The sequence below is a fragment of the Bacillus sp. SD075 genome (assembly GCF_017355165.1).
In the GTDB taxonomy this organism is placed as follows: Bacteria; Bacillota; Bacilli; order Bacillales; family DSM-1321; genus Peribacillus.
Genome location: NZ_JADILK010000034.1, coordinates 1 through 22082 on the forward strand (window position 1 = coordinate 1; position 22082 = coordinate 22082).

General features: G+C 41.3%; 19 protein-coding genes and 1 pseudogene. 19 read left to right on the forward strand and 1 reads right to left on the reverse strand.

Going from position 1 to position 22082, the window contains the following annotated elements:
• Nucleotides 1-268 precede the first annotated feature (268 nt).
• Together IOC57_RS18730 and IOC57_RS18735 are read left to right on the forward strand one after the other, a co-directional pair.
• A complete protein-coding gene (locus IOC57_RS18730) occupies nucleotides 269-967 on the forward strand; it encodes an ankyrin repeat domain-containing protein (protein WP_207440110.1) in 699 nt (232 codons plus the stop codon).
• Nucleotides 968-1044: 77 nt separating this feature from the next.
• Nucleotides 1045-2004 carry a DUF4822 domain-containing protein gene (locus IOC57_RS18735; RefSeq protein ID WP_207440111.1) on the forward strand — a complete coding sequence of 320 codons (960 nt, stop codon included), beginning with the start codon at nucleotides 1045-1047 and terminating at the stop codon, nucleotides 2002-2004.
• Between the two features lie 70 nt (nucleotides 2005-2074).
• Here the strand turns inward: IOC57_RS18735 and IOC57_RS18740 are convergent, their stop codons facing one another.
• Entirely contained in the window at nucleotides 2075-3541 is a 1467-nt protein-coding gene (locus IOC57_RS18740) for a methyl-accepting chemotaxis protein (protein WP_207440112.1), read from the reverse strand.
• A 1046-nt stretch (nucleotides 3542-4587) separates the two neighbouring features.
• Here IOC57_RS18740 and IOC57_RS18745 point away from each other — a divergent pair.
• From IOC57_RS18745 to IOC57_RS18820, 17 genes and pseudogenes are all read left to right on the forward strand, one after another.
• Nucleotides 4588-5616, forward strand: coding sequence for a TRAP transporter substrate-binding protein (locus IOC57_RS18745; protein ID WP_286185007.1), 1029 nt, complete (start codon nucleotides 4588-4590; stop codon nucleotides 5614-5616).
• A gap of 36 nt (nucleotides 5617-5652) precedes the next feature.
• Entirely contained in the window at nucleotides 5653-6225 is a 573-nt protein-coding gene (locus IOC57_RS18750) for a TRAP transporter small permease (protein WP_396020860.1), read from the forward strand.
• A complete protein-coding gene (locus IOC57_RS18755) occupies nucleotides 6222-7499 on the forward strand; it encodes a TRAP transporter large permease (RefSeq protein ID WP_207440113.1) in 1278 nt (425 codons plus the stop codon). The genes IOC57_RS18750 and IOC57_RS18755 overlap by 4 nt, the downstream gene beginning before the upstream one ends.
• Nucleotides 7500-7559: 60 nt before the next feature.
• Nucleotides 7560-8606 carry a TRAP transporter substrate-binding protein gene (locus tag IOC57_RS18760; RefSeq protein WP_396020861.1) on the forward strand — a complete coding sequence of 349 codons (1047 nt, stop codon included), beginning with the start codon at nucleotides 7560-7562 and terminating at the stop codon, nucleotides 8604-8606.
• A 24-nt stretch (nucleotides 8607-8630) separates the two neighbouring features.
• Entirely contained in the window at nucleotides 8631-9881 is a 1251-nt protein-coding gene (locus IOC57_RS18765; RefSeq protein ID WP_207440115.1) for a nickel pincer cofactor-dependent isomerase, group 22, read from the forward strand.
• Between the two features lie 65 nt (nucleotides 9882-9946).
• Nucleotides 9947-12151: a dihydroxy-acid dehydratase domain-containing protein gene (locus IOC57_RS18770; protein WP_207440116.1), complete on the forward strand. Its 2205-nt coding sequence runs from the start codon at nucleotides 9947-9949 to the stop codon at nucleotides 12149-12151.
• Nucleotides 12152-12214: 63 nt separating this feature from the next.
• Nucleotides 12215-12982 carry an IclR family transcriptional regulator gene (locus tag IOC57_RS18775; protein ID WP_207440117.1) on the forward strand — a complete coding sequence of 256 codons (768 nt, stop codon included), beginning with the start codon at nucleotides 12215-12217 and terminating at the stop codon, nucleotides 12980-12982.
• A gap of 31 nt (nucleotides 12983-13013) precedes the next feature.
• A complete protein-coding gene (locus tag IOC57_RS18780) occupies nucleotides 13014-13901 on the forward strand; it encodes a fumarylacetoacetate hydrolase family protein (protein WP_207440118.1) in 888 nt (295 codons plus the stop codon).
• An 11-nt stretch (nucleotides 13902-13912) separates the two neighbouring features.
• On the forward strand, nucleotides 13913-14212 hold the full coding sequence (locus IOC57_RS18785) for a UxaA family hydrolase (RefSeq protein ID WP_207440119.1): 300 nt from the start codon (nucleotides 13913-13915) through the stop codon (nucleotides 14210-14212).
• A gap of 4 nt (nucleotides 14213-14216) precedes the next feature.
• Nucleotides 14217-15374: a UxaA family hydrolase gene (locus tag IOC57_RS18790; RefSeq protein ID WP_207440150.1), complete on the forward strand. Its 1158-nt coding sequence runs from the start codon at nucleotides 14217-14219 to the stop codon at nucleotides 15372-15374.
• A gap of 22 nt (nucleotides 15375-15396) precedes the next feature.
• Nucleotides 15397-16866 (forward strand): alpha-ketoglutaric semialdehyde dehydrogenase GucD, encoded by a 1470-nt coding sequence (gene gucD, locus IOC57_RS18795; protein ID WP_207440120.1) that lies wholly within the window; start codon nucleotides 15397-15399, stop codon nucleotides 16864-16866.
• A 54-nt stretch (nucleotides 16867-16920) separates the two neighbouring features.
• Nucleotides 16921-17275, forward strand: a pseudogene (locus tag IOC57_RS26565) (galactonate dehydratase); the annotation flags it as partial.
• 97 nt (nucleotides 17276-17372) lie between these two features.
• Nucleotides 17373-18284: a dihydrodipicolinate synthase family protein gene (locus IOC57_RS18800; RefSeq protein ID WP_207440121.1), complete on the forward strand. Its 912-nt coding sequence runs from the start codon at nucleotides 17373-17375 to the stop codon at nucleotides 18282-18284.
• The gene (locus tag IOC57_RS18805; RefSeq protein ID WP_207440122.1) at nucleotides 18281-19228 is read left to right on the forward strand and encodes a U32 family peptidase; all 948 of its coding nucleotides are present in this window, start codon (nucleotides 18281-18283) and stop codon (nucleotides 19226-19228) included. Before IOC57_RS18800 ends, IOC57_RS18805 begins: the two co-directional genes overlap by 4 nt.
• 66 nt (nucleotides 19229-19294) lie before the next feature.
• Nucleotides 19295-20254, forward strand: a complete 960-nt coding sequence (locus tag IOC57_RS18810; RefSeq protein WP_207440123.1) for a C-terminal binding protein — start codon at nucleotides 19295-19297, stop codon at nucleotides 20252-20254.
• A 14-nt stretch (nucleotides 20255-20268) separates the two neighbouring features.
• Nucleotides 20269-21135: a fumarylacetoacetate hydrolase family protein gene (locus IOC57_RS18815; RefSeq protein ID WP_207440124.1), complete on the forward strand. Its 867-nt coding sequence runs from the start codon at nucleotides 20269-20271 to the stop codon at nucleotides 21133-21135.
• Nucleotides 21136-21690: 555 nt separating this feature from the next.
• Nucleotides 21691-22050, forward strand: coding sequence for a beta/alpha barrel domain-containing protein (locus IOC57_RS18820; protein WP_207440151.1), 360 nt, complete (start codon nucleotides 21691-21693; stop codon nucleotides 22048-22050).
• Nucleotides 22051-22082 lie beyond the last annotated feature (32 nt).

Genomic DNA, 22082 nt, shown 5'->3' on the forward strand with positions numbered 1-22082 from the left:
GACCCGTCACGAGTGACGGGTTTTTTTATAAAGATTAAGAAATTTTATTAAGAAGTTAATCATTTTTTAAGAAATTGTTTAGAGGGAGTTTAAGGTTAAGAACTAATATATTGAAGGCGGAATAAGTAAGCAACTAAAAATAAAAGGGAGAAAAAATCCTCGTGCAACCTCAAAAAGCTTTTAGAACAAGCCATTTTGGTCCATCAACATGACGGTGAAATCCTTTTGGGGCAGAAAATGTACAAACGAAAGAAAGGTAGTGCGTTTCATGTGGAGACGGCTAACGATTCTCACCGGATGCCTTGTCATCCTTCAAGGTTGTGTCTTAGATGACGAAGTGGAGCTAACTAAACAAGAAAAAGAGACAGGAAAAGGAATGAATGAAATACTGATCCAAGCTGTAGAACGAAAAGAAACGGAAAGAATAAGAAGTTTGATCGAGCAAGGTGCAGATATTGATACACAGGATTCGGAAGGGCGAACCGCCACTATGATTGCGACTTATAACAATGATGTAGAGACTGCAAAAATCCTTCTTGAAGAGGGTGCAGACGTCAATATTCAGGATGACATGAAAAATAGCCCCTTCTTGTATGCCGGTGCTGAAGGTTATCTAGATATACTTAAACTTGCGATTGAAGCAGGTGCCGACCCTTCTATAACAAACCGTTATGGAGGAACGGCTTTAATCCCTGCTTCGGAACATGGATATGTTGAGGTTATTAAAGAACTGCTTAAAACTGATATTGATGTGAATCATGTAAATGATCTCGGTTGGACAGCTTTGCTAGAAGCTATCATTTTAAATAATGGTGACGGAAAACAACAGCAAACAGTGCAATTGCTACTAGATCATGGGGCAAATATCAACATTCCTGATAATAATAAGGTGACCCCCTTACAACATGCCCGAGAGAAAGGATTCAAAGAGATTGAACAAATTTTACTATCAGCAGGAGCCAAATAACCAGATCGCTGATGCTTCTAATCTGTAAGTCCATTACACTACTAAATTAAATCCCAATATTATGAGGAGACGAAAAAATGAACAAAAAATCAAAGGTTTCATCATCTTTACTACTGGGGCTAACATTGGCCATAACAGGATGTAACACAAACGCATCAGACAATCAAAGTGCACAGAAGCATGAACAAATAGATAAAGAGAATAAACAAGAGAATAAGATAACCACAGGACAGGAATTGACTAAAATTCTTAGTAGCACGAATTGGCAAGGAACTAAAGTTTATGATAAGAATAATAAGGACTTAACAAAGGAGAATGCAAACTTTATTGGTCTAGCGAAATATGATGGTGAAGCATCGAGGTATGAATTTTTTGATAAAAATACCAAAAAAAGTCGGGGTGATAAAGGAACTTTCTTTATCACAAATGGGAAGATTCGAGTGTTAATTTCAGAATCATTCGGTTATCAAGCAGTTGTTGAAATAACAGAACTGAATAAGGATTTGTTTACTTATAAAAGAATGGGTAAAGATGCAAATGGTAACGATGTGGAAGTGTTTGTTGAACATATTCCTTATACTGGAACAGAACTTTCCTTTACTGATCAAGACAAAATTTTGGAAACATACACAGGAGATGTAGTTACAGACGTTGATGGAGACAAAGTTTTATCAAGCACCCCTTGGCAAGGAACAGTGGCATTGGATGAAAAGGGGAATGATGTATCAAGCTATAACGCAGATTATTTAGGACTGGCAAAATATGATGATATAACAAATAAGTATGAATTTTTTGATGCTAAAACCGGTGAAAGCCGTGGTGATTACGGTTATTATGATGTTGTTCATGGAAATAAGATCAGAGCCCTTGTTTCACAAGGGGAAAATAAGTATGGTGCAGTTCTTGAACTTACAGAGCTTAATGAAAACAAATTCACCTATAAACGAATCGGTAAAGATAAAGATGGAAAAGAAATACCGATAATAGTTGAACACATACCTTATGAAGGTGATGTGAAATTAAAATTAACTAAGTAAATGAAAAGGGATTGTGCATTAATAGCAAAATCCCTTTCTTAATATAATAATAGAATAGTGATTCAAGATTTTACGCGTTAAACTGTTCAACCGATGTTTCCAGATCATTAGCAAGCTTTACCATCGAGGAGGTTGAGAAGGAGATATCCTCCATGGATTTCACTTGTTGATCGGTTGATTGTGCCACTTGCTTTGAAGTCAATGAAGTTTCCCTTGTTAACCCTGCAAAATCTTCTATCGAAGCATTGATTTCCTGGGAACTTGCTGCCATTTGCTCAGTTATGGCGGATATTTCTTGAATCTGATCACTAACATGCTCAAATGATATTATGGTCTGTTTAAAAGTTTCTCTTGTATCCAGGATAAATTTTGTCCCATCCTCTACCTCTTTAGTTCCAGTTTCCATCATTTTCACAGACTCATTTATGATGGATTTAAAATGAAGTAGGGACTTTTGTATATTGATTGCAGATTCCTTCGTGCCAACTGCCAATTTCCTTACCTCGTTCGAAACCACCGCAAATCCTTTACCCTGTTCACCGGCTCTAGCAGCCTCAATTGCCGCATTTAGTGATAGCAGGTTTGTTTGCTCGGCAATCCCTGTAATTAAATGTACAATATTCACAATCTCATTGGCCTGTTCGTCCAATTTCTTTATTTCTGAACTTGTTTGCAGCATCACATCTTTTACTTGCAGAATTTGATTTGAGAGTTCATCTATATCTTTATTTCCAATGGACATTCTAGTTAAAACATGATTTGTCTGTTCGCTTACCTCTGAAGAAGCTTCGGCAATTCTTTGTATCCCTATGGTCATTTCCTCGATGACCCTCGATGATTCCTCACTTCTGTGCAATTGTACTTCCGCAGCTCCAGCAACTTGCTGAATGCCTTTAACGATATATTGTGTGGAAGTATCCATTTCTTTGATTTTGTGTTCGATATCACTTGATGACTCCAAAAGCTGGAATGATGAGCTTTTCATGGAGTTGATGATCATAATTATATTGGTAATCATTTCTTCAAAGGATTTCATTAAAACCTTGATTTCGTCGTTTCCATTGACTTTTATGTTACTGATCAGTTTATTGGCTATTAATAAATTTCCATTTGAGACTTCCTTTGCAGCCAAGCTGACCTTGAGAAGGGGGCTTAACTTTCTAGTCAAGAACCATATTAAGGCACCCACTACGATCGCCATTAAGATTACATTGATTAGTATAGTCAGGGGAAGGATGCCACTCAGAACCTTGCTGGCCGTAGCATCGACTTTACTGGCATCAATATCCATCCCTAGTATTCCAATGACCTTGTCATCTTTCTTTATGGGAACAAAAACGGATAAATAGTCACCATATACAGGATCATGAACGATGGAAGTAGTAGAAACCTTTCCCTTCATGACGCTTTCTACATCCTGATATGTAGTGGCGGTTGTGGGGGTTAAAATGGGAGATGCTTTTTTATCTCCCTTATCCATTCCATCTATAAGAATATGGACTTCTTCACTACTTTCGTTAATTCCCAATGTATACACATATAATGCTCCAGTTTTTTGTCTATAATCGTCTAACTGTTCGCGTATCTCCCAATATGTAGAGGTTTCGGATTGATTAATTAAAAAATTAGCATAAGATGTTGGATTTATTCCTTTAATTTTTATCAAGTTGTTAGAGAGGCTCATTTTGAACTGATCTCAATATAAATAATGAGTTTTGATTTTTCAAATGGGAAAAAAGTATAAGTCTTTAAAAATGAAAATAATTTTTTGAAGGAAAGAGGATGGGTAACAAACGATTATCACTTTGATGAAGCACAAGGTCAAACAAGAAAATAAATATTGGCCAAAAGCATGATGGTATTTGATATTCCGGAAAAATATTATGTATTTAATTTTTATTTCATTTAGATAAAAAGTTTCTTTCTTTTTTTCGTAGAGTAGGGTTGATAATAAAATAAACTATAATCGAAATAATGGAATTGTATTCGGATCATGTCGCCTTCCCCAAATAGTAAAGTCATTCCTAAAGAAAGATTTTTCATCAGGAAAAAATAAATTCCCGATAAAAGCTCAATAAAAAAGAGGGAGTGTGTATTAAAGAAAACCTTATTTTATGTTTGACTTTCTATCCTATAAATATCTTAGTATAGAAAAAAATCATCCTACCCGTTCTGATTCTATAAATCCTGACTAAAAAGGATAACATCAATAAATGTTGATCCTCTAAATATTAATGAGTGGAAAATAGAGCATTTGTTAAATTGTTATAAAATTCAAAAAAATGGTTTGACATTAGTAAAAATGGAAGCTTATAATCAACGTAAGATTCCAAATTCAAAACTTAGTTTTATATTATAGAACAAATTAACCCTTCTTTTATTAGTAAAGTACCCGTTTAAAAAGTCATGAATCAACTTGTGAAACGCAACTAGAAATGAAGTGTTTTCCTTACTCCGAATAAAACTAAAACGGAGTTTTATAATATAAAACAATTTTGCTTTGGCTTATACAAGGGTGAGGAGAAATTCTTAAAATCAGTCATAAATGATAGCGCTTACAAAAAACTTTTGGGAGGGTTTTTATTGAAAAAAAGAAAACTTTTTGCATTCTCCACAAGCTTAACTCTTGCAATGACATTCCTTTTATCTGGATGCGGTGGGGGTGAGGGAGAAAAGACCAGTGGATCTGGAGTAGAAAAGAAAACAATTAAAGTAGCGAATTATTTTGCTGAAAATCATCCTCAAAACATTGCTTTGAAAGAAAAATTCAAAAAAATAGTAGAAAAGGAGAGTAATGGTGAATTAGAGGTTCGGATTTATGCGAACAGTACATTAGGTGCAGAAAAAGAATTTTATGACGGAGTCAGAAACGGAACGATTGAAATGGGTGTTCCAGGGTTAATTATGCAGTCGGACATTCCGAAAATGGGTGTTCCGGAATGGCCTTTCCTATTCAGGGATTATGACCATGTAAAGAAGGTATTGAATGGACCTATCGGAGAGGAATTGACAGAAGAACTTGATCCAAAACATGGAGTGACACCGCTCGCATGGAGTGCAAATGGATTTAGGATGTTTTCGAGTAATCGCCCAATTAAGAGTATGAAAGATTTCGATGGACTTCGACTCAGAATGCCGAACATTCCGAATTACATAAAATTAGGTGAATCATTGGGGGCAAACGTTAGTCCATTACCCATTTCAGAAGTTTTTTCCGCACTTGAACAAAATGTAGTTGATGCTCAAGATAATCCCATTGCCACGCTGAGATCCTCGGGGTGGAATGAAGTTCAAAGTGATGTACTAGAATCCAAGCATATGTTCAGTCCAAATATTTACATTATCAATAGCAAATTCTATAAGGGTCTAACAAAGGAGCAACAAATGATCATTCAAAAAGCAGCAAAAGAGTCGGCAGCATATGAGTTTGATTTGATGGAAAAAAGTTATGAAGATGACAAAGCATTTCTTAAGGATAATGGAATCAAATTTACTAAGCCTGGAGAAGGATTCAGACAAAAAATGGTAAAAGAATCTCAACCTGTATATGATGAAGTCTTTGAGGAAAACGACTGGGCGGAGGAGCTTGTCGGAAAAATAAAAGCAGAATGAAGCAAGCTCTTTAGATAGGAAGGGGGAGATGTATAGGTGAATAAAATTTCCAGAACCTTAGAAAATTCGTTGTACATTATTATGGCAGCTGCGTTAGCAATTATGGTTGTTCTTGTGTTTGGCAATGTAGTTCTTCGTTATTTCTTTAATTCAGGAATTACTTGGTCAGAAGAAATGTCAAGGTATCTCTTTATTTGGTTGACGTTCCTTGGCGCTATCGGAGCTTTCAAAAACAAAGAACACTTAGGTGTCGACATGGTCATCAAACGGCTTCCGAATAAGATGAAAAAAGTGGTTCTTGTTATTAGTGATTTGATGATGTTATTCGTTCTTCTTCTGATCCTCGATGGCAGCTGGAAAATGACATTGATAAACATTGATAGTTCTGCACCAGCTACTGGCATGCCACTGGCATTTGTATATGGGACAGGTATTCTTGTGAGTGTTTCAATGGGCAGCATGATCATTTTCAATTTGTATCGGATTTTCTTCAATAAAATTGATGACGAAGAATTGGTGATGATAAGTGAGTCAGAAGAGCTAATTTCTCTCCATAATGATGAATTTGCTTCAGATATTGGGATCGGCAAGGAGGAGAAACAGGGATGATAGGTGTATTTGTCGGATCATTATTGGGAGCCATGGGACTTGGGATACCTATTGCCTTTGCCTTACTTGTGAGTAGCGTAGTGTTAATGTTTTTCCTTGGTATTTTTGATAGTCAAATTATCGCACAAAATCTAATCAGTGGCGCGGATAACTTTCCTCTAATGGCCATACCGTTTTTTATGCTGGCAGGAGAGGCGATGAATCGGGGCGGTTTATCACGGCGCATCGTTGAGATGGCAATGAATATGGTTGGACACATCAAGGGAGGCCTTGGGTATGTTGCGATCATCGCGAGTGTGTTGTTTGCGAGTTTATCAGGATCTGCCGTTGCTGATACGGCAGCGCTGGGGGCTATATTAATTCCAATGATGGTGAAGTCTGGTTATGATGTGAACCGGTCAAGTGGGTTGATTGCAGCCGGTGGGATCATTGCTCCGATCATTCCGCCAAGTATTGGCTTTATCATCTTCGGTGTCGCGAGTGGTGTGTCCATTACAAAGCTGTTTATGGCAGGAATCGTTCCAGGTATATTACTAGCGGTTGGACTTACGGTTACCTGGTCCATTGTTGCACGAAAAGATAAAGTCGCCGTTAACCCTCGAGCTTCAGCAAAAGAAATACTTACTTCTCTTCGTCAAGGCATTTGGGCTTTATTCCTGCCCGTCATTATCATTGGTGGATTGAAATTCGGTTTATTCACACCAACTGAAGCGGCAGTGGTGGCTGCAGTCTATGCAATATTTGTCGGTCTTGTAATCTATCGTGAAATGAAAGTGAAAGATTTGTATGAGGTCTTTGTTCATGCAGGAAAGATGACGAGTGTTGTCATGTTTCTGGTCGCTGCAGCACTCGTATCATCCTGGCTGATAACTGTAGCCGATTTACCTGGTCAGGTAATTGGGTTGCTGGAACCATTTATGGATCATCCATTCCTTCTATTAATAATGATTAATTTATTGGTCATCGTAGTTGGAACCGCTATGGATATGACACCGACAATCCTTATTCTAACACCTGTTTTGATGCCATTGGTGGTCGCTGCAGGTATTGATCCAGTTTACTTTGGTGTCCTGTTTATCCTGAATAACGCCATCGGTTTACTTACGCCACCGGTTGGAACCGTGTTAAATGTCATGTGCGGCATAAGTAAGATCAGTATGGAAGAAATCATGAAGGGAATTTGGCCCTTCTTGCTCGTGGAAGTGATTGTTTTGATCTTGTTGATTTTGTTTCCTTCCTTAGTGCTGGTTCCTCTAGAATGGTTTACCTCCTAACGGAATTAAACAAGTAATTGGGTCTGTATGTTGATATTCAACTAATTTTATAGGGGGAAAATGAAAATGAATAAATTGTTCAAACGTTTGGCGGTTGGAGTTTTCCTTCCTTCAGTACTGCTATTAAGTGCTTGCGGAAGCGGACAAAATGAAAGCGCTACAGCTGACGGTATACAGGAAAGAACAATCAAAGCAGGAATCGGAAATAGTAAAATGCACCCACAAGGGCAGGGGATGGAAAAATTTAAAGAACTGCTTGAAGAAAAAAGCGGCGGGAAAATGAAAGTCAAAAACTTCTTTGATGCCACTCTTGGAGATGATCAGAAAATGACAGAAGCACTTCAAGGCGGTTTACAGGAAGTAACAGTGCCTTCAACATCTCCACTTGTTGGTATGATTAAGGAATTTGGAATTTATGACTTCCCATTTGTCTTTAATAATGAAGAGGAAGCTTATACCGTACTTGATGGTGCAGTAGGCAAAAAACTTTTGGATAAATTACCGGAACATGATCTGATAGGTTTGGGATACTGGGAAAACGGCTTCCGAAACTTAACCAATAGTAAACATCCGGTTAAAACGGCTGAAGATTTCAAAGGTCTTAAACTTCGTACCATGCAAAATGAAGTGCATTTAGATGCATTTTCAAAGTTAGGGGCCAACCCATCGCCTATGGCCTTCTCTGAAGTATTTACTGCGTTGGAAACCGGCACTGTTGATGGGCAGGAGAACCCACTCGCAACCATTCAAACGCAAAAATATAATGAAGTGCAAGACTACTTAAGTCTTACAAATCATGTTTATACTCCATTTGTATTCCTTGTAAGTAAAAAGTTCTGGGATGGCCTATCAGAACAAGAGCAAAAAATCATGAGCGAGGCCGCACAAGAGGCTGGGAAGTATCAACGGGAAGTTAACCAAAAAGAAAATGAAAAAGCACTTAAGTATCTAAAAGAAGAAGGAATGAAAATCAATGAAGTAAAGCTGGAAGAAACGGAAAAAATGAAGAAAGTCATCCAACCAGTGACGGACGAATATGCTCAGAAATTTGGTCAGGATCTAGTAAAAGAAATGATGAGCGAAGTTGAAAAAGTACGCGGTAAATAATCCAGACTGTTTGGAGGATAGAAAATGGATATTATCTCTGAACTTTTACGTGAAATCCAATTACCGAAAATGGTCAAAGTGAGGCAGAAATTTCGTACACCTCAAATCGCTGATGTAGCTGGTGAGGTGAAGAAGGCGATAAAAGAAGCAGGTCTCTTATCAAGAATAAATGAAGATGACAGGGTGGCAATTGCAGTAGGGAGCAGAGGGGTAGCGGACCTTCCTATATTAGTAAGAGAAACGGTAGCGGCGGTTATGGCGGCCGGTGGCAATCCTTTTATAGTCCCTGCAATGGGAAGTCATGGGGGTGCTACAGCGGAAGGACAAATCGATGTGTTGCTTCAGCTGGGTATTTCAGAAGAATCGGTTGGAGCGCCAATCATGTCATCGATGGAAGTTATTAAACTGGATGAATTGCCAAATGGGCTCCCTGTCTATATTGATAAGCTTGCATATGAATCGGATAAAATCATAGTCATTAATCGGATAAAACCTCATACGGCATTTCGTGGACCGGTTGAAAGCGGACTTATGAAAATGATTACTATCGGTTTGGGTAAGCAAAAGGGAGCCGAAGCTGCACATGCATACAGCTTTAAGTATATGGCGGAACATGTCCCTGAAATGGCGAAAATTTCATTAGCAAAAGCTCCTATCATATTTGGTCTTGCGACTATTGAAAATGCCTATGATAAACCAGCGAAAATCGTCGCAGTACCAGCAGAGGAACTGGAACAAGTAGAGCCGGGACTATTGCTTGAAGCAAAATCATTGATGCCTAAAATACATTTCGATTCGATGGACGTACTTATTGTAAATGAACTCGGTAAGGACATTTCGGGGGATGGGATGGATCCGAATATTACGGGTAACTTCGCCACTCCATATGCCACCGGGGGGCCAGACGTCAAACGGACCGTTGTACTTGGACTTACTGAAAAAACTCACGGTAATGCAAACGGAATCGGCATGGCTGATATGACGACGAAGGCCGTCATGAATGAAATCGAATGGGAAAAAGGCTATGCCAATGCACTCACAAGCACAGTGACCGATGTCGTAAAGCTCCCGATGTTTTTAGAGACGCAGGAATTGGCTGTTAAAGCTGCTATCAAAACGTGCAATGCCTTCGATTTGAATAAAGTGAGACTAGTAAGAATAAAAAACACGCTTGAAATCGGTGAAATTTGGATTTCTGAGAGCATGATGGAAGAAGCTTTAAAAAACAAAAATATAGAGATCCTTTCAGAACCAGAAGAATTGGCACTAGACTAAAAACCTTCTTTATTATTTTTGGGAGAATGGGAGAATTCATTTGAAATCAGAAAAGGAGTGCTGAAATGACTCACCTATATCCACTCATTGATAACGAAATAAACCCTTACCGCGATAATGTACAGGGAAAAGCAAATGAACCCATTACGGTTGCAGGTCTGTTGGATCGCTCCAAGCTGACGCTTGGGTCCACATATGAAGGGGGCAAGCCTGATTGGACGCTTGAAGAAATTTATATGCGGCTAGAGAGGAATGCCCCGCGAATCGCAATTATCGGTGGGTCATCCGATCATCCGGCCCATATAATGGATTACCAAACGTCGGCACGGGCAGCAATCCGTATCTGGCAAAACGGCGGCGTGCCGTTTCATTTCTCGACACCAGTAATGTGTGATGGAACTGCGCAAAACAATCAAGGAATGAGTTACTCTCTTCAGAGCCGAAACGCGGTTGCACAAATGGTTGTCAACCAGCTAGAAGCTCACAGTTATCATGGTGCATTCGTCATTCAAGGGTGTGATAAGCAACCTCTTGGTGTCGTAAGTGCACTCGCACATGTAGATCGTGTTCGCCGAAATCGTGGTGAAGCACCCTTTTTCGCAACATTCGCACCTGCTCACGTATTAGAAGGAGGTTCGATTCCATCTGACGTGATAGAAGAATTGGAAACTCTTGCGAAAAAAGCGGAAAGTAAAGGAGCTACTGATGTAGCCGTTGATTTACGGGATACGATGGCATATATATTGCAATGTTCATCGAATACTGCATTTCAGGGCGTGTTTGAACGGGCCTATGAACGAGGAATATTGACGAAGGAACAACATAAATATTTTGAAATGAGACTTGCTGTCGCAACATGTGACGGGCAGGGAGGTGTATGTGCCTTCAATGGTACGGGGAATAGTTCACGCCATTTAGTGGCAGGCATGGGTCTCGTTCATCCAGCCGTGGAGCTGTTAACCGATCCACCAACACAACGCCAGATTAACTCGGTGCTGGATAGCTTTGCTGGCATGATAAATGAAGAACGCTACGGGGTGGCCAACATTGTCGCTGCGAACATAAAAAATGCAATCCGTATTCACAGCGCTTCGGGTGGTTCCACTAACTTAATGATGCATATTGTCGCTGGCATGCTTTATGCAGGATTCAAATTCAGCTTATGGGACCTTGACCGCATTCATCATTCCCATCCAATTCCTGACTTATTTGATTACAGTTTGACAGAAGGAAGGGACATTTATTCACTGGCGATGCAGTGTTGCAGCGGGGCAAGCAGAGGAATGGAAACACTTTTTTATGAACTGATGGAGAATGGTGTACCAATGGATCAGGATGCGCCGACTGTCGCAGCAAAAACTTGGAAAGAACGCCTTTCGATTACAAGTAGCCTAAAAGCGGTAAATGTAAAGAAAAATCAGGTCATTTTATCCGATCCACGCCGTGGATTCAGCGGCGTGGATGTATTAAATGGAAACTTCTTTGAAAGCGCCGTTGTAAAAATCAGCGGAATGCCGACACCACAGCTTGACCAATTCGATGACAAGCTGGCATTTGTCCTCTATTACGAAAATGAAGATGATGCAAATAAAAGCCTGCTCGATTCAAATCTGCTTTCAAAAATAAAAGAGCAAAAGATTTTCGAACATAATTTATTGCTCGAATCTCTTAAATACAACAATGAGCCGGAATGGTCTCTTCTAAAATCCGCTACCTATGGGGAGTTATTTGACAGGATGGTTGAAGAAGGTACATTGAAAATTGCGGTTATTATCTCAGGGCAGGGGCCAGTGGCATTTGGAATGCCGGAAATGTTTACACCAATGCAACATATCAATGCAAATCGTGTTATGAAAAAAATCGCTACAATCATTAGCGACGGCCGCTATTCAGGAGTCACATATGGTGCTGCTATAGGGCATATGACACCGGAATCGTATGAAGGTGGCGGCATTGGCTTACTTAAATCAGGGGATGTAATTCACCTTCAGCTTCGTGATCGACGGATTGATTTTGTCGATTCTGCTCAACTTCATTCAGGAAAGATTGTTCATGATTTTGCGGATCGTTTTAAAGAAGAAAGAAAATCATTGGCGACAGAACGCAAGCTGCGTATGAAAGTAAGACAAAAAATGATTGCTGCCAGCAATAGGATGTTTGGACATACAGATGCAGCAAATGGTGTTGTCCCAATCGCTGTCATTGAGGATGCGGTGCTTGATTATGAACAGGATATTTTACTCCAAGGAAAAAAAGTAGAAATAAAGTGAGGTATGCTCGTCATAAATCCGATAAGATAAAGGTAGACAGAATGATAAAAGGAGTGAGGAACGATGCCTATCATCCAATCGGTGGAGCGTGCCTTGAAAATATTGGATTTATTTGATGAGCGTGAACGCGAACTAACTATCACAGAGATAAGTAAACGAATGAATTTACATAAAAGTACGGTTCATTCACTATTAAAAACCTTACAGGAGCATCACTATATTTCACAAGTCAAAGAAAATGGAAAATACTCGCTAGGATTGAAGCTATTGGAGAGGGGAAGCGTTGTTGTGACCCATCTCGATTTGCGCAACGTAGCAAGGAAACATCTTGAATGGCTTTCAGCAACAACGAATTTAACGCTGCACCTTGTCATATTAGACGGTCAGGAAGGTGTCTATGTCGATAAAGTGGAGGGCACGGGGGTAACGGTACTCTATTCCCGTATTGGCCGGCGTGTTCCGATTCATACGAGTGCTGTTGGCAAATCCCTTGTTGCAACCAAAACGGACAGTGAACTGGATTTGCTCTTGGACGGCTATGATTATACGGGGCCGACCGAAAGATCGATTAGATCCAAGGAGCAGTTTTTAGCGGAAATCGAAAAAGCACGCATGGATGGCTATTCAATGGATAATGAAGAAAACGAACCGGGCATTTTCTGTCTGGCTGTACCGATAAAAGATTATTCGGGAAAGGTAATCGCAGCAATGAGTGTATCGATGCCAGCATCGAAAGTAAACGAAGAAACACATGAGTATTATGTACGTCTCTTAAAGGAATGCAGTAGTAAAATTTCGCAGGAGCTCGGTTATGAATATCAAAAAATTTAAATGAGGCCTGCTATATAGGAGGAACTATAAAATGAGAATTATTCGCTATGTAAAAGAAAATAATAAACAACTTGCTGCCGTGACGAACGAAAACAATGTGGTGGACCTTCCATTTACGGATTTTATGTCGTTGATTACAACGGCACGTCAAGATAACAGAACAGCATTTGACATTGTAAAACAAATTACCGCCGAAGGGGAACAGCAGCCATTGGAAGGTCTTCAATTAACTACTCCTATCGACGCACCGGAAGTATGGGCATCTGGCGTTACCTATAAAAAAAGCAAGGAAGCACGTAACTACGAAGCGACGCAAGGAAAGCTGGACCGCCAAACATTCTATGACAAAGTTTATGATGCAGTGCGTCCTGAGATTTTCTTTAAATCGACTGCAGCAAGAACCGTGGGCCCGAATGATCCGGTATACCTGCGTTCAGATTCAAAATGGCAAATTCCGGAGCCGGAGCTTGGTCTTGTCATCGATAAAGAGGGAACGGTACTAGGATATATCGCAGGTAATGACATGAGCTGCCGGGATATTGAAGGTGAAAATCCGCTTTATCTTCCACAGGCAAAGGTATGGAAAAATTCTTGCTCCATTGGACCGGCCATCTTGTTAAAAGAGGCTGTAACAGATCCATATGAGCTTAAAATCATGTGCCGTATTTATCGAAATGAAGAAAAAGTATTTGAAGGTGAAGCGAAAGTAAACCAATTGAAACGAAAATTGGAAGAGCTTGTCGACTATTTGGTCTTAGATAACACTGTTTTTGACGGATCAGTTTTACTTACAGGTACATGCGTGGTTCCTCCAAATGAATTTTCATTGAAAGGCGATGACCGAATCGAAATTGAAATACCAGGGATTGGAGTGTTAAACAATCCGGTTATCCAAAGTAAAGCTGTCCAAACAATTTAAGGGGTGACAAAATGAGCGAATATAAAACACTTTACTTAAGTACTAAAGATAGTGTGGCCGTCGCTTTATCCGAAATCCCTGAAAACACATCTGTAGTTGTGAAGACAGGGCTTGAAGAACTTGCCATATCCATTCTTGAACCGATTCGTTTTGGACATAAGTTCGCAGTCAAATCCATCGAACAAGGAGCAGACATAATTAAATATGGGGAAGTCATTGGTGCAGCCTCAACATTTATTCCCGCTGGTGCACATGTTCATGTACACAATTTAGAAGGTAAAAGAGGAAGGGGTGACAAAATTGCTGAATGAAAAAATGCAGTTTTGGGGCTACCGCCGTCCGGATGGCCGAGTCGGTGTCCGGAACCATGTACTGATTTTGCCAACGATAACATGTGCGACTCAAACAGCTCAGCGCGTCACAGAATTGGTGAGCGGAACCGTCACATTCATTCATCAGCATGGCTGTGCACAAGTTGGTACTGATTATGATCAAACGGCCAGAACCTATGCAGGAATGGGCATGAACCCAAATGTATATGGTGTCATAGTTCTCGGACTTGGCTGTGAAACACATCAGGCTCACCGCATCGGAGATGAAATTGCCAAATGCGGTAAACCAGTGGAAACTGTATCGATTCAGGATCATGGCGGCACTCTTCAAACCATTGCCGAGGTAGCTAAAATTGCGGTCAAAATGGTTCAGGATGCATCGATGGTGCAACGGGAATTATGTGATTTTAGCGAGCTGATTGTCGGTACAGAATGCGGAGGATCGGATGCATGCTCTGGCTTATCGGCTAACCCGGCGGTCGGACGTACAAGTGATTTGGTTGTTCAGCAGGGGGGAACTGCAATATTAGCGGAAACGACTGAACTCATCGGTGCAGAGCATTTGATCGCTAACCGGGCGGCAAACGACCAGGTAGCCAAAAAAGCTTATGCGGTCATTAAAATGATGGAAGACCGCTCGATTCAAATGGGCGTCGATATCCGCACCGGAAATCCGAGTCCGGGAAACATTGAGGGCGGTCTCAGCTCACTCGAAGAAAAATCACTGGGGGCAGCGACAAAATCAGGCACAACCAGACTGGAAGAAGTCATTGATTATGCCCAGGTACCCACAAAAAAAGGGCTCGTATGGATGGATACGCCTGGCCACGACATTGAGCAATTAACGGGAATGGTGGCAGGCGGCGCCCAAATCGTTCTCTTTACAAGTGGAAGAGGAACGCCAACGGGTTCTCCTATTTCACCCGTCATAAAAATCTCAACTAATACAACAATGTTTGACAGGATGAATGAAAATATGGATTTAAATGCTGGGACTATTGTCGATGGTCTAGAAACCGTCGATGAAGTGGGCAGACGAATTATGAAAGAAATTCAACAGGTTTCAAATGGGAAATTAACAAAAGCTGAGATATTAAAGCAGCATGACTTTGGTATATGGAGAATTGGACCGACATTCTAAAACGAAAAAGGAGCTAAAGATTATGATATCAACTACATTTGCAACGAAAACATATAAAAATTTCATTAATAATGAGTGGGTGAATGCATCTTCTGGAAATACAATCGAAAGCATTAATCCTGCGGACAAAGAACCGGTTGGCTACGTTCAGAGCTCAACAGAAGATGACTTGAACAAAGCTGTAGCTTCTGCCGATAAAGCAAAGAGGGATTGGCGCAGGCTCGGGCAGTCTGCTCGTGGGCAAATCCTTTTCAAAACGGCCAATATATTGGAAGAAAATCTAGATGAAATTGCCGAAACCATGACTCGAGAAATGGGTAAAACGTTACCAGAAGCAAAAGGTGAAACGGCAAGAGGTGTTGCAATCCTACGCTACTATGCTGGGGAAGGGATGCGGAAAGACGGAGATGTAATTCCATCATCCGATAAAGATGCCCTAATGTTTACGAAACGCACCCCGCTTGGTGTTGTCGGGATAATCACACCATGGAACTTTCCGATTGCAATTCCCATCTGGAAAATGGCTCCTGCACTTGTATATGGCAATTCAATCGTATGGAAACCAGCAACGGAGGGAGCCGTTACTGCAGCGAAAGTGATGGAATGCTTTACTAAAGCAGGCTTCCCCGAGGGCGTTGTGAACTTTATTACCGGTAAAGGATCGACTATTGGCCAAGGGCTTATCGATCATCCGCTTTTAAATGCAATCACATTTACCGGTTCTGAAGGTGTCGGTCAGAGCGTCGCAAAATCAGCTTCCGCCCGCGGGATAAAATACCAGCTTGAAATGGGTGGAAAGAATCCAGTCATCGTAACGAAAGATGCGAACATCGACCAAGCTGTCGAGGCGGTCATCAGCGGTGGATTCCGTTCTTCCGGCCAGAAATGCACAGCTTCAAGTCGTGTTGTTGTTGAATCATCTGTCTATGATGAATTTAAACAAAAATTGGTAAAAAAAGCAGCGGAAATTACAGTTGGCAACGGGCTTCAAGAGGGTATTTGGATGGGCCCATGTGCAAGCGAAAGCCAGTTCAATACGGTGATAGAGTACATTGAAAAAGGCAAGCGGGAGGGAGCAAAACTCATACATGGTGGGGAGGTATTAACTGGCGGAGACTACGATAGGGGCTTTTTCATTACACCAGCGATTTTTGAAGAGGTGACGTCCGAAATGGAGATTGCACAAGCAGAAATTTTTGGACCAGTTATCGCGCTTATAAAAGCAAGCGATCTTGTCGAAGCGATTGACTTGGCAAATAATACGAAATACGGATTGAGTGCATCAATCTTTACATCAAATATTAGCTCAATTTTGGAATTCATTGATGAAATTGAAGCAGGTCTTGTCCGCATTAACGCGGAAAGTGCGGGTGTAGAGTTGCAAGCCCCATTCGGAGGTATGAAAGCATCGAGCACGGGTTCTCGAGAGCAGGGTGAAGCGGCGAAAGAATTTTATACAGCCATAAAAACGGTTTTTATTAAAGGTTCTTAACAAGTGAAAGGGAGGTTTCCATGTTTGAAAATCTCTCTTTCTTCCATTTCCTGAATTGAGCAGGCACTATGGGATATGAAAGGAAAATACTTCGAAATTCCTGTATACCAAATCTCGGCGGCAAAGCACGTCAAAAAATTAAAGTATGCTCATGGTTCGAAGGAGATTGACCAGTGGATGTAGTTGCTACCGCAATAGCAGAACTGAAAGAGGCCTTTCTTGCTGTCAAAATGAACGCATCAGAAGAAATGAATTACATAAGATAGCTTTTCGAAAGTACAAGCGGTCATCGAACGTGTTGCTTTATTTAGGCAAGCACGGGAGGATTCATAAAACATTGGCAAAGGTGATTGTGAAAGAACTCGAACCTTTCCGTCCAATGTTCATTGAGGAACCGGTGCTCCCGGAGTAAAGCAGGCAGCAGAAACCGGACATGATTGGAAAAAACCAATTTGGCGTAATGAAGGCGGAAGTATCGCTGGATGGTAATAAAAGGAGGAAAAATAATGAATTTTCATGGCATCATTCCACCGATAGTCACCTTATTTGATGAAACGGGGAACTTAGATATGGCGCTGAACAGAAGGTATATCGACCTATTAATCTCTCGGAATATTGACGGTATCTTGTTGATGGGTAGCTCAGGTGAGTTCTCATCACTTACAACAGAAGAAAGAAAATTATACGTACGCGAAATGATCAAGCACATTAATGGAAGAGTGCCAGTTATGGTCGGAGTCGGGCATACCGCATTAAAAGAGGTGCATGAATTAACTTCTTATTCAGAAGAGCATGGGGCGAACGGAGTACTCGTAGTCAACCCATATTACTGGAAACTGTCTGACGAGCAATTATACCGGCATTTTTCCAGTGTAGCGAATCATACTAATCTCCAAGTTTTCATTTATAACATCCCGCTCTTGACGGGACAAAATTTATCAATCGAATTGATTAAAAAATTAGCCGAAGATCATTCAAACATTGCGGGTATTAAAGAGACGGTCAGTGATTTCGGCCACCTTCGTCAGGTGCTGGCGGAAGTGAAGAAAATTCGCAGTGATTTTCGAGTATTCTCTGCGTTTGACGAGCATTTGCTTCCGGCCCAAATGATTGGTGCAGCTGGGAGCATTAATGGAAGCGCTGTCTTCGCCCCGGAAATATCCGTTCATTTATATGAATCGTATCATAAAGGTGATCTTGCAGAAGCACAGAAAAATCATCAAGTGATTTCAAAACTGATGGATGTGTACAATTATGGTCCGACATTTTTTACAGCTATGAAAGAAGCCGTTCATCAGCGTTGGTTTGACATTGCGGCTGGACATCGTCCACCATGCGATGTATACCCTGCTGATTTGAGTGAAAAAGTAGCTGCACTCTTAAAAAATATAGATATGAAAGAAGGTGTCCAAAAATGAAAGAATCACGCGACTTGCTCGAACAATTAGGCTACCCATCTACTGATCTTAAAGAACTTCCTACATCAACGAAAACATTTCCAGATGGAGCACAATACCGAATTGAACTACCAAGTGTAGAAGGTCCAGCTGCCCTTAAAGAAACATTGAAAGAAATTGACCGACTCGGTTTGACTATTCACCGAATATCTCAGGGCAGCGGCATCATGCTTCAAACGGATGAAGAAATCAAAGAAATGTGTGAAATGACAGCAGAGCGCGGCATGGAGTTGAGTTTGTTTGTCGGTCCTAGGGGTTCATGGGATGTCAGTGCGGGACCGCTTACGCCTGGAGGTAAATCTCAGGGGATCCGCCATGAAGGATCGGACCAGCTTGTTTATGCCATGGAAGACTTGAAAAGGGGAGCTGCACTTGGCCTTCGCGGTGCGTTAGTTGCGGATGAAGGACTGCTTCTTTTAACGAAAGAAATGAAAAAAGACGGACAGCTTCCGGAAGACTTTGTTGTTAAAGTATCGGTTCAAATGGGAGCAGCCAATCCAGTATCCGTTAAATTAATGGAAGACATCGGAGCGGATACCTACAACGTGCCACCTGCATTAACGCTGTCTAAACTTGCAGCGATCCGACAATCAATTAACATTCCAATTGATTTATACGTTGAAGTGCCGGATACATTCGGCGGCTTTCTTCGCTATTATGAAATACCAGAAATTATCCGTGTATTGTCGCCTGTTTACATCAAATTTGGTTTGCGTAATCACCCTGATGTATACCCATCAGGGAAACAATGGGAAAGTACGAACATCTCACTCGCTCAAGAACGTGTGCGCCGTGCCGCAATTGGTATTCAAATGATCGAACGATACTTTCCAGAAGCAAAAACATCGAAACTCGGGGCAGAAGGGCTCGGAATTGCGAAAATCGAAAAGGCGGCAGCAAAATAGATGATTTTAACGAGAGTGATCCCTCTGAAATTCTGGTGTGTATTACTATAAAGGAGTGGTTCCCAAATGACCTTTAAAATATTATTAACGGATTACGAATTTGAGCATTTGCAATATGAAGAAGAGGTTTTTCAGGAAAGTGGTCTGGATATCGATTTCATCAAAGCGCAATGCAAGACGGAAGAAGAAGTAATGGAACAGGCAAAAGAAGTGGATGCAATCTTAAATCAATATGCTCCTATCTCACGCCGGGTCATTGAGTCGCTTGAGAACACCAAAATCATTTCCCGCTATGGTGTCGGAGTCAATACAATTGATCTCAATGCGGCTAAGGAAAACGGGATTACTGTCGCCAATGTACCTGATTATGGCATGGAAGAAGTATCGAATCATGCATTGGCGCTGTTACTATCGTCGGCGAGGAAAGTGACACTGTTAAACAAGGAAGTGAAAAAAGGTAACTGGGACTTTAAAGTGTGTGCACCCATTCATCGTTTTAACGAGCAAACGGTTGGGGTTCTAGGCTTTGGCCGGATTCCGCGCCGTTTCATTGAAAAGGTGAAACCACTCGGTTTTAAAACGGCTGCTTATGACCCTTTCGTATCGGCGACAGATATGGCTGCTGTCGGGGTTCAAAAAATGGATCTAGACGAAATAATAGGCGAAGCCGATTATTTGTCGATCCATGTGCCCTTAATTGATGATACATACCACCTGATCAATGAGGAGCGCCTTAAACGAATGAAGAGTAATGCGGTCATCATTAATACGGCACGTGGACCGATAATCGATGAAAAAGCACTTTCCTATGCACTTGAAAACGGGATAATTGCAGGCGCTGCACTTGATGTTACTGAAAATGAGCCGGTCCGCATCGATAGCCCGCTACTCACAATGGACAATGTCATCATTACACCGCACAGCGCTTGGTATTCTGAGGAGGCGATGATTGAACTCCGTCAAAAAGCAGCAAGAAATATCGTTCAGGTCTTAATGGGAGAAAACACACCATACGCATTAACCTAAGAAAGGGGAAAAATATGAAGATAGCGACTTTTTCCGTACAAACCGAACAGCACATCGGCATAGTTTTTCAAGATGATCAAATTATTAGCTTAACGGCTCTCGATCCAGAGGAATTTCCTGCTTGTATGAAAAAGTTTATAGAACGAGGCAGCGAGTTGCGTTCACGTGCTGAACTGTTAATCGAGCAACGGGGTCATGGCGATGTAATATTCAAACTGTCAGAAGTAAAGATCCTGCCGCCAATCGCAAAGCCGGATAAAATCATTTGCGTAGGACTTAACTATTTTGATCATTGCAAGGAAACCGGGATGGAGCCGCCGCAATCGCCGGTCATTTTTACAAAATATGCGAATGCGATTACCGGACATAATGATGCGATTGAAATCCCAATTAATTCAACTGAGGTCGATTTTGAAGCGGAACTTGCGTTTGTCATTGGAAGAGAGGCGAAACATGTCTCAGAAGAAGAGGCGGGTGACTACGTCTTTGGCTATACGATTATGAATGATATCAGCGCCCGAGATTTGCAATTTCAGGACGGCCAGTGGTCAAGAGGCAAAACGGCGGACACATTTGCCCCATTTGGACCTGTTATCGTTACACATGATGAAGTGGGTGATCCACATAATCTAGCTATTTCGCTTGAATTAAACGGTGAAATTATGCAGGATTCAAATACAAGCAACCTAATTTTTACAGTTCCGAAAATCATTTCATTTTTATCACAGTCCATGACACTGAAGCCAGGTGATTTGATTGCAACAGGTACACCACCGGGCGTTGGGATGGGCCGGAATCCGAAAATCTGGTTGAAAAACGGTGACCGGATGAACATCAATATTGAGAGGATCGGTACGCTTTCTAACTACGTAAAAGCCTGACAAGAGAGCAGTTGATGACATGGATGTTGTAACTATAAGAGAAACAATGACAGTGTTTACCCCGAATCGATGAAGTTTGGCGATGCCATGCAATCATTTATTCGCGGTGAAGGGCGTTGATGTTTCATTTGTGACGCGAGACCCTGAAAGAGTATCGCACAGAAATTGGGCAAAGAAGGCGCTTTAATTTCAGCCACGTCTGTACCGAAAACATACATTCTTGGATTTGGATTTCATGTGGAACGGGTCTTTGATCCCATCGGTGCTTGAGATGCTTTTGCATCCCGTGTACTTTCCGGTCTGCTTGATGGACTGCGGCTAGTTGAAGCTGCAAGGCGTGGAAATGCCATGGGTGTAATGGCCACGATGGTAAATGGCGATGTTGAGGGGGTGCAGATCCGTGCTGACCTCGCTTTTGTTCATGAATGGCGGCTCTGATGATGTGACGAGGTAGAACGGTGGAAAAATGACTAAACCAGAAGAGATTAATCATAGGGGACTGGTTGCCATGATTCGCGATGCACCCCCGATCAAATTATACCAATCGCTTGAGCCCTGAAAGAAGGTGGCATCCGAACACTCGGAATTACAGTAGAAATACAAAAAGTGTGCCGAAAAATTGAGAGAGTAAAAGAGGATTCCGGTGATGATATCATAGCGGATGACGTTACAGTATTGAATCCTGAGACGGTTCGTGCGGTCATGATGGCAGAGGCGGAATTTATCTTTTCTCCAACCGTCAATGTCAACAAAATTAAAATGGTGAAGCGCTATAGCGTCAGTAGCATTCCATTTGCGTATACACCAACAGACATAATGACCGCTTCCTCACATCCCTCTTATGCCAACTGGCGGTGTCAACCTTGCTTTTTTTTAAGGAAGGGGCCAACGAGGCGGGACTTGGCGGTCCATTGATCCATTTTGCGAAATGGTTTACAGAAGGCTGA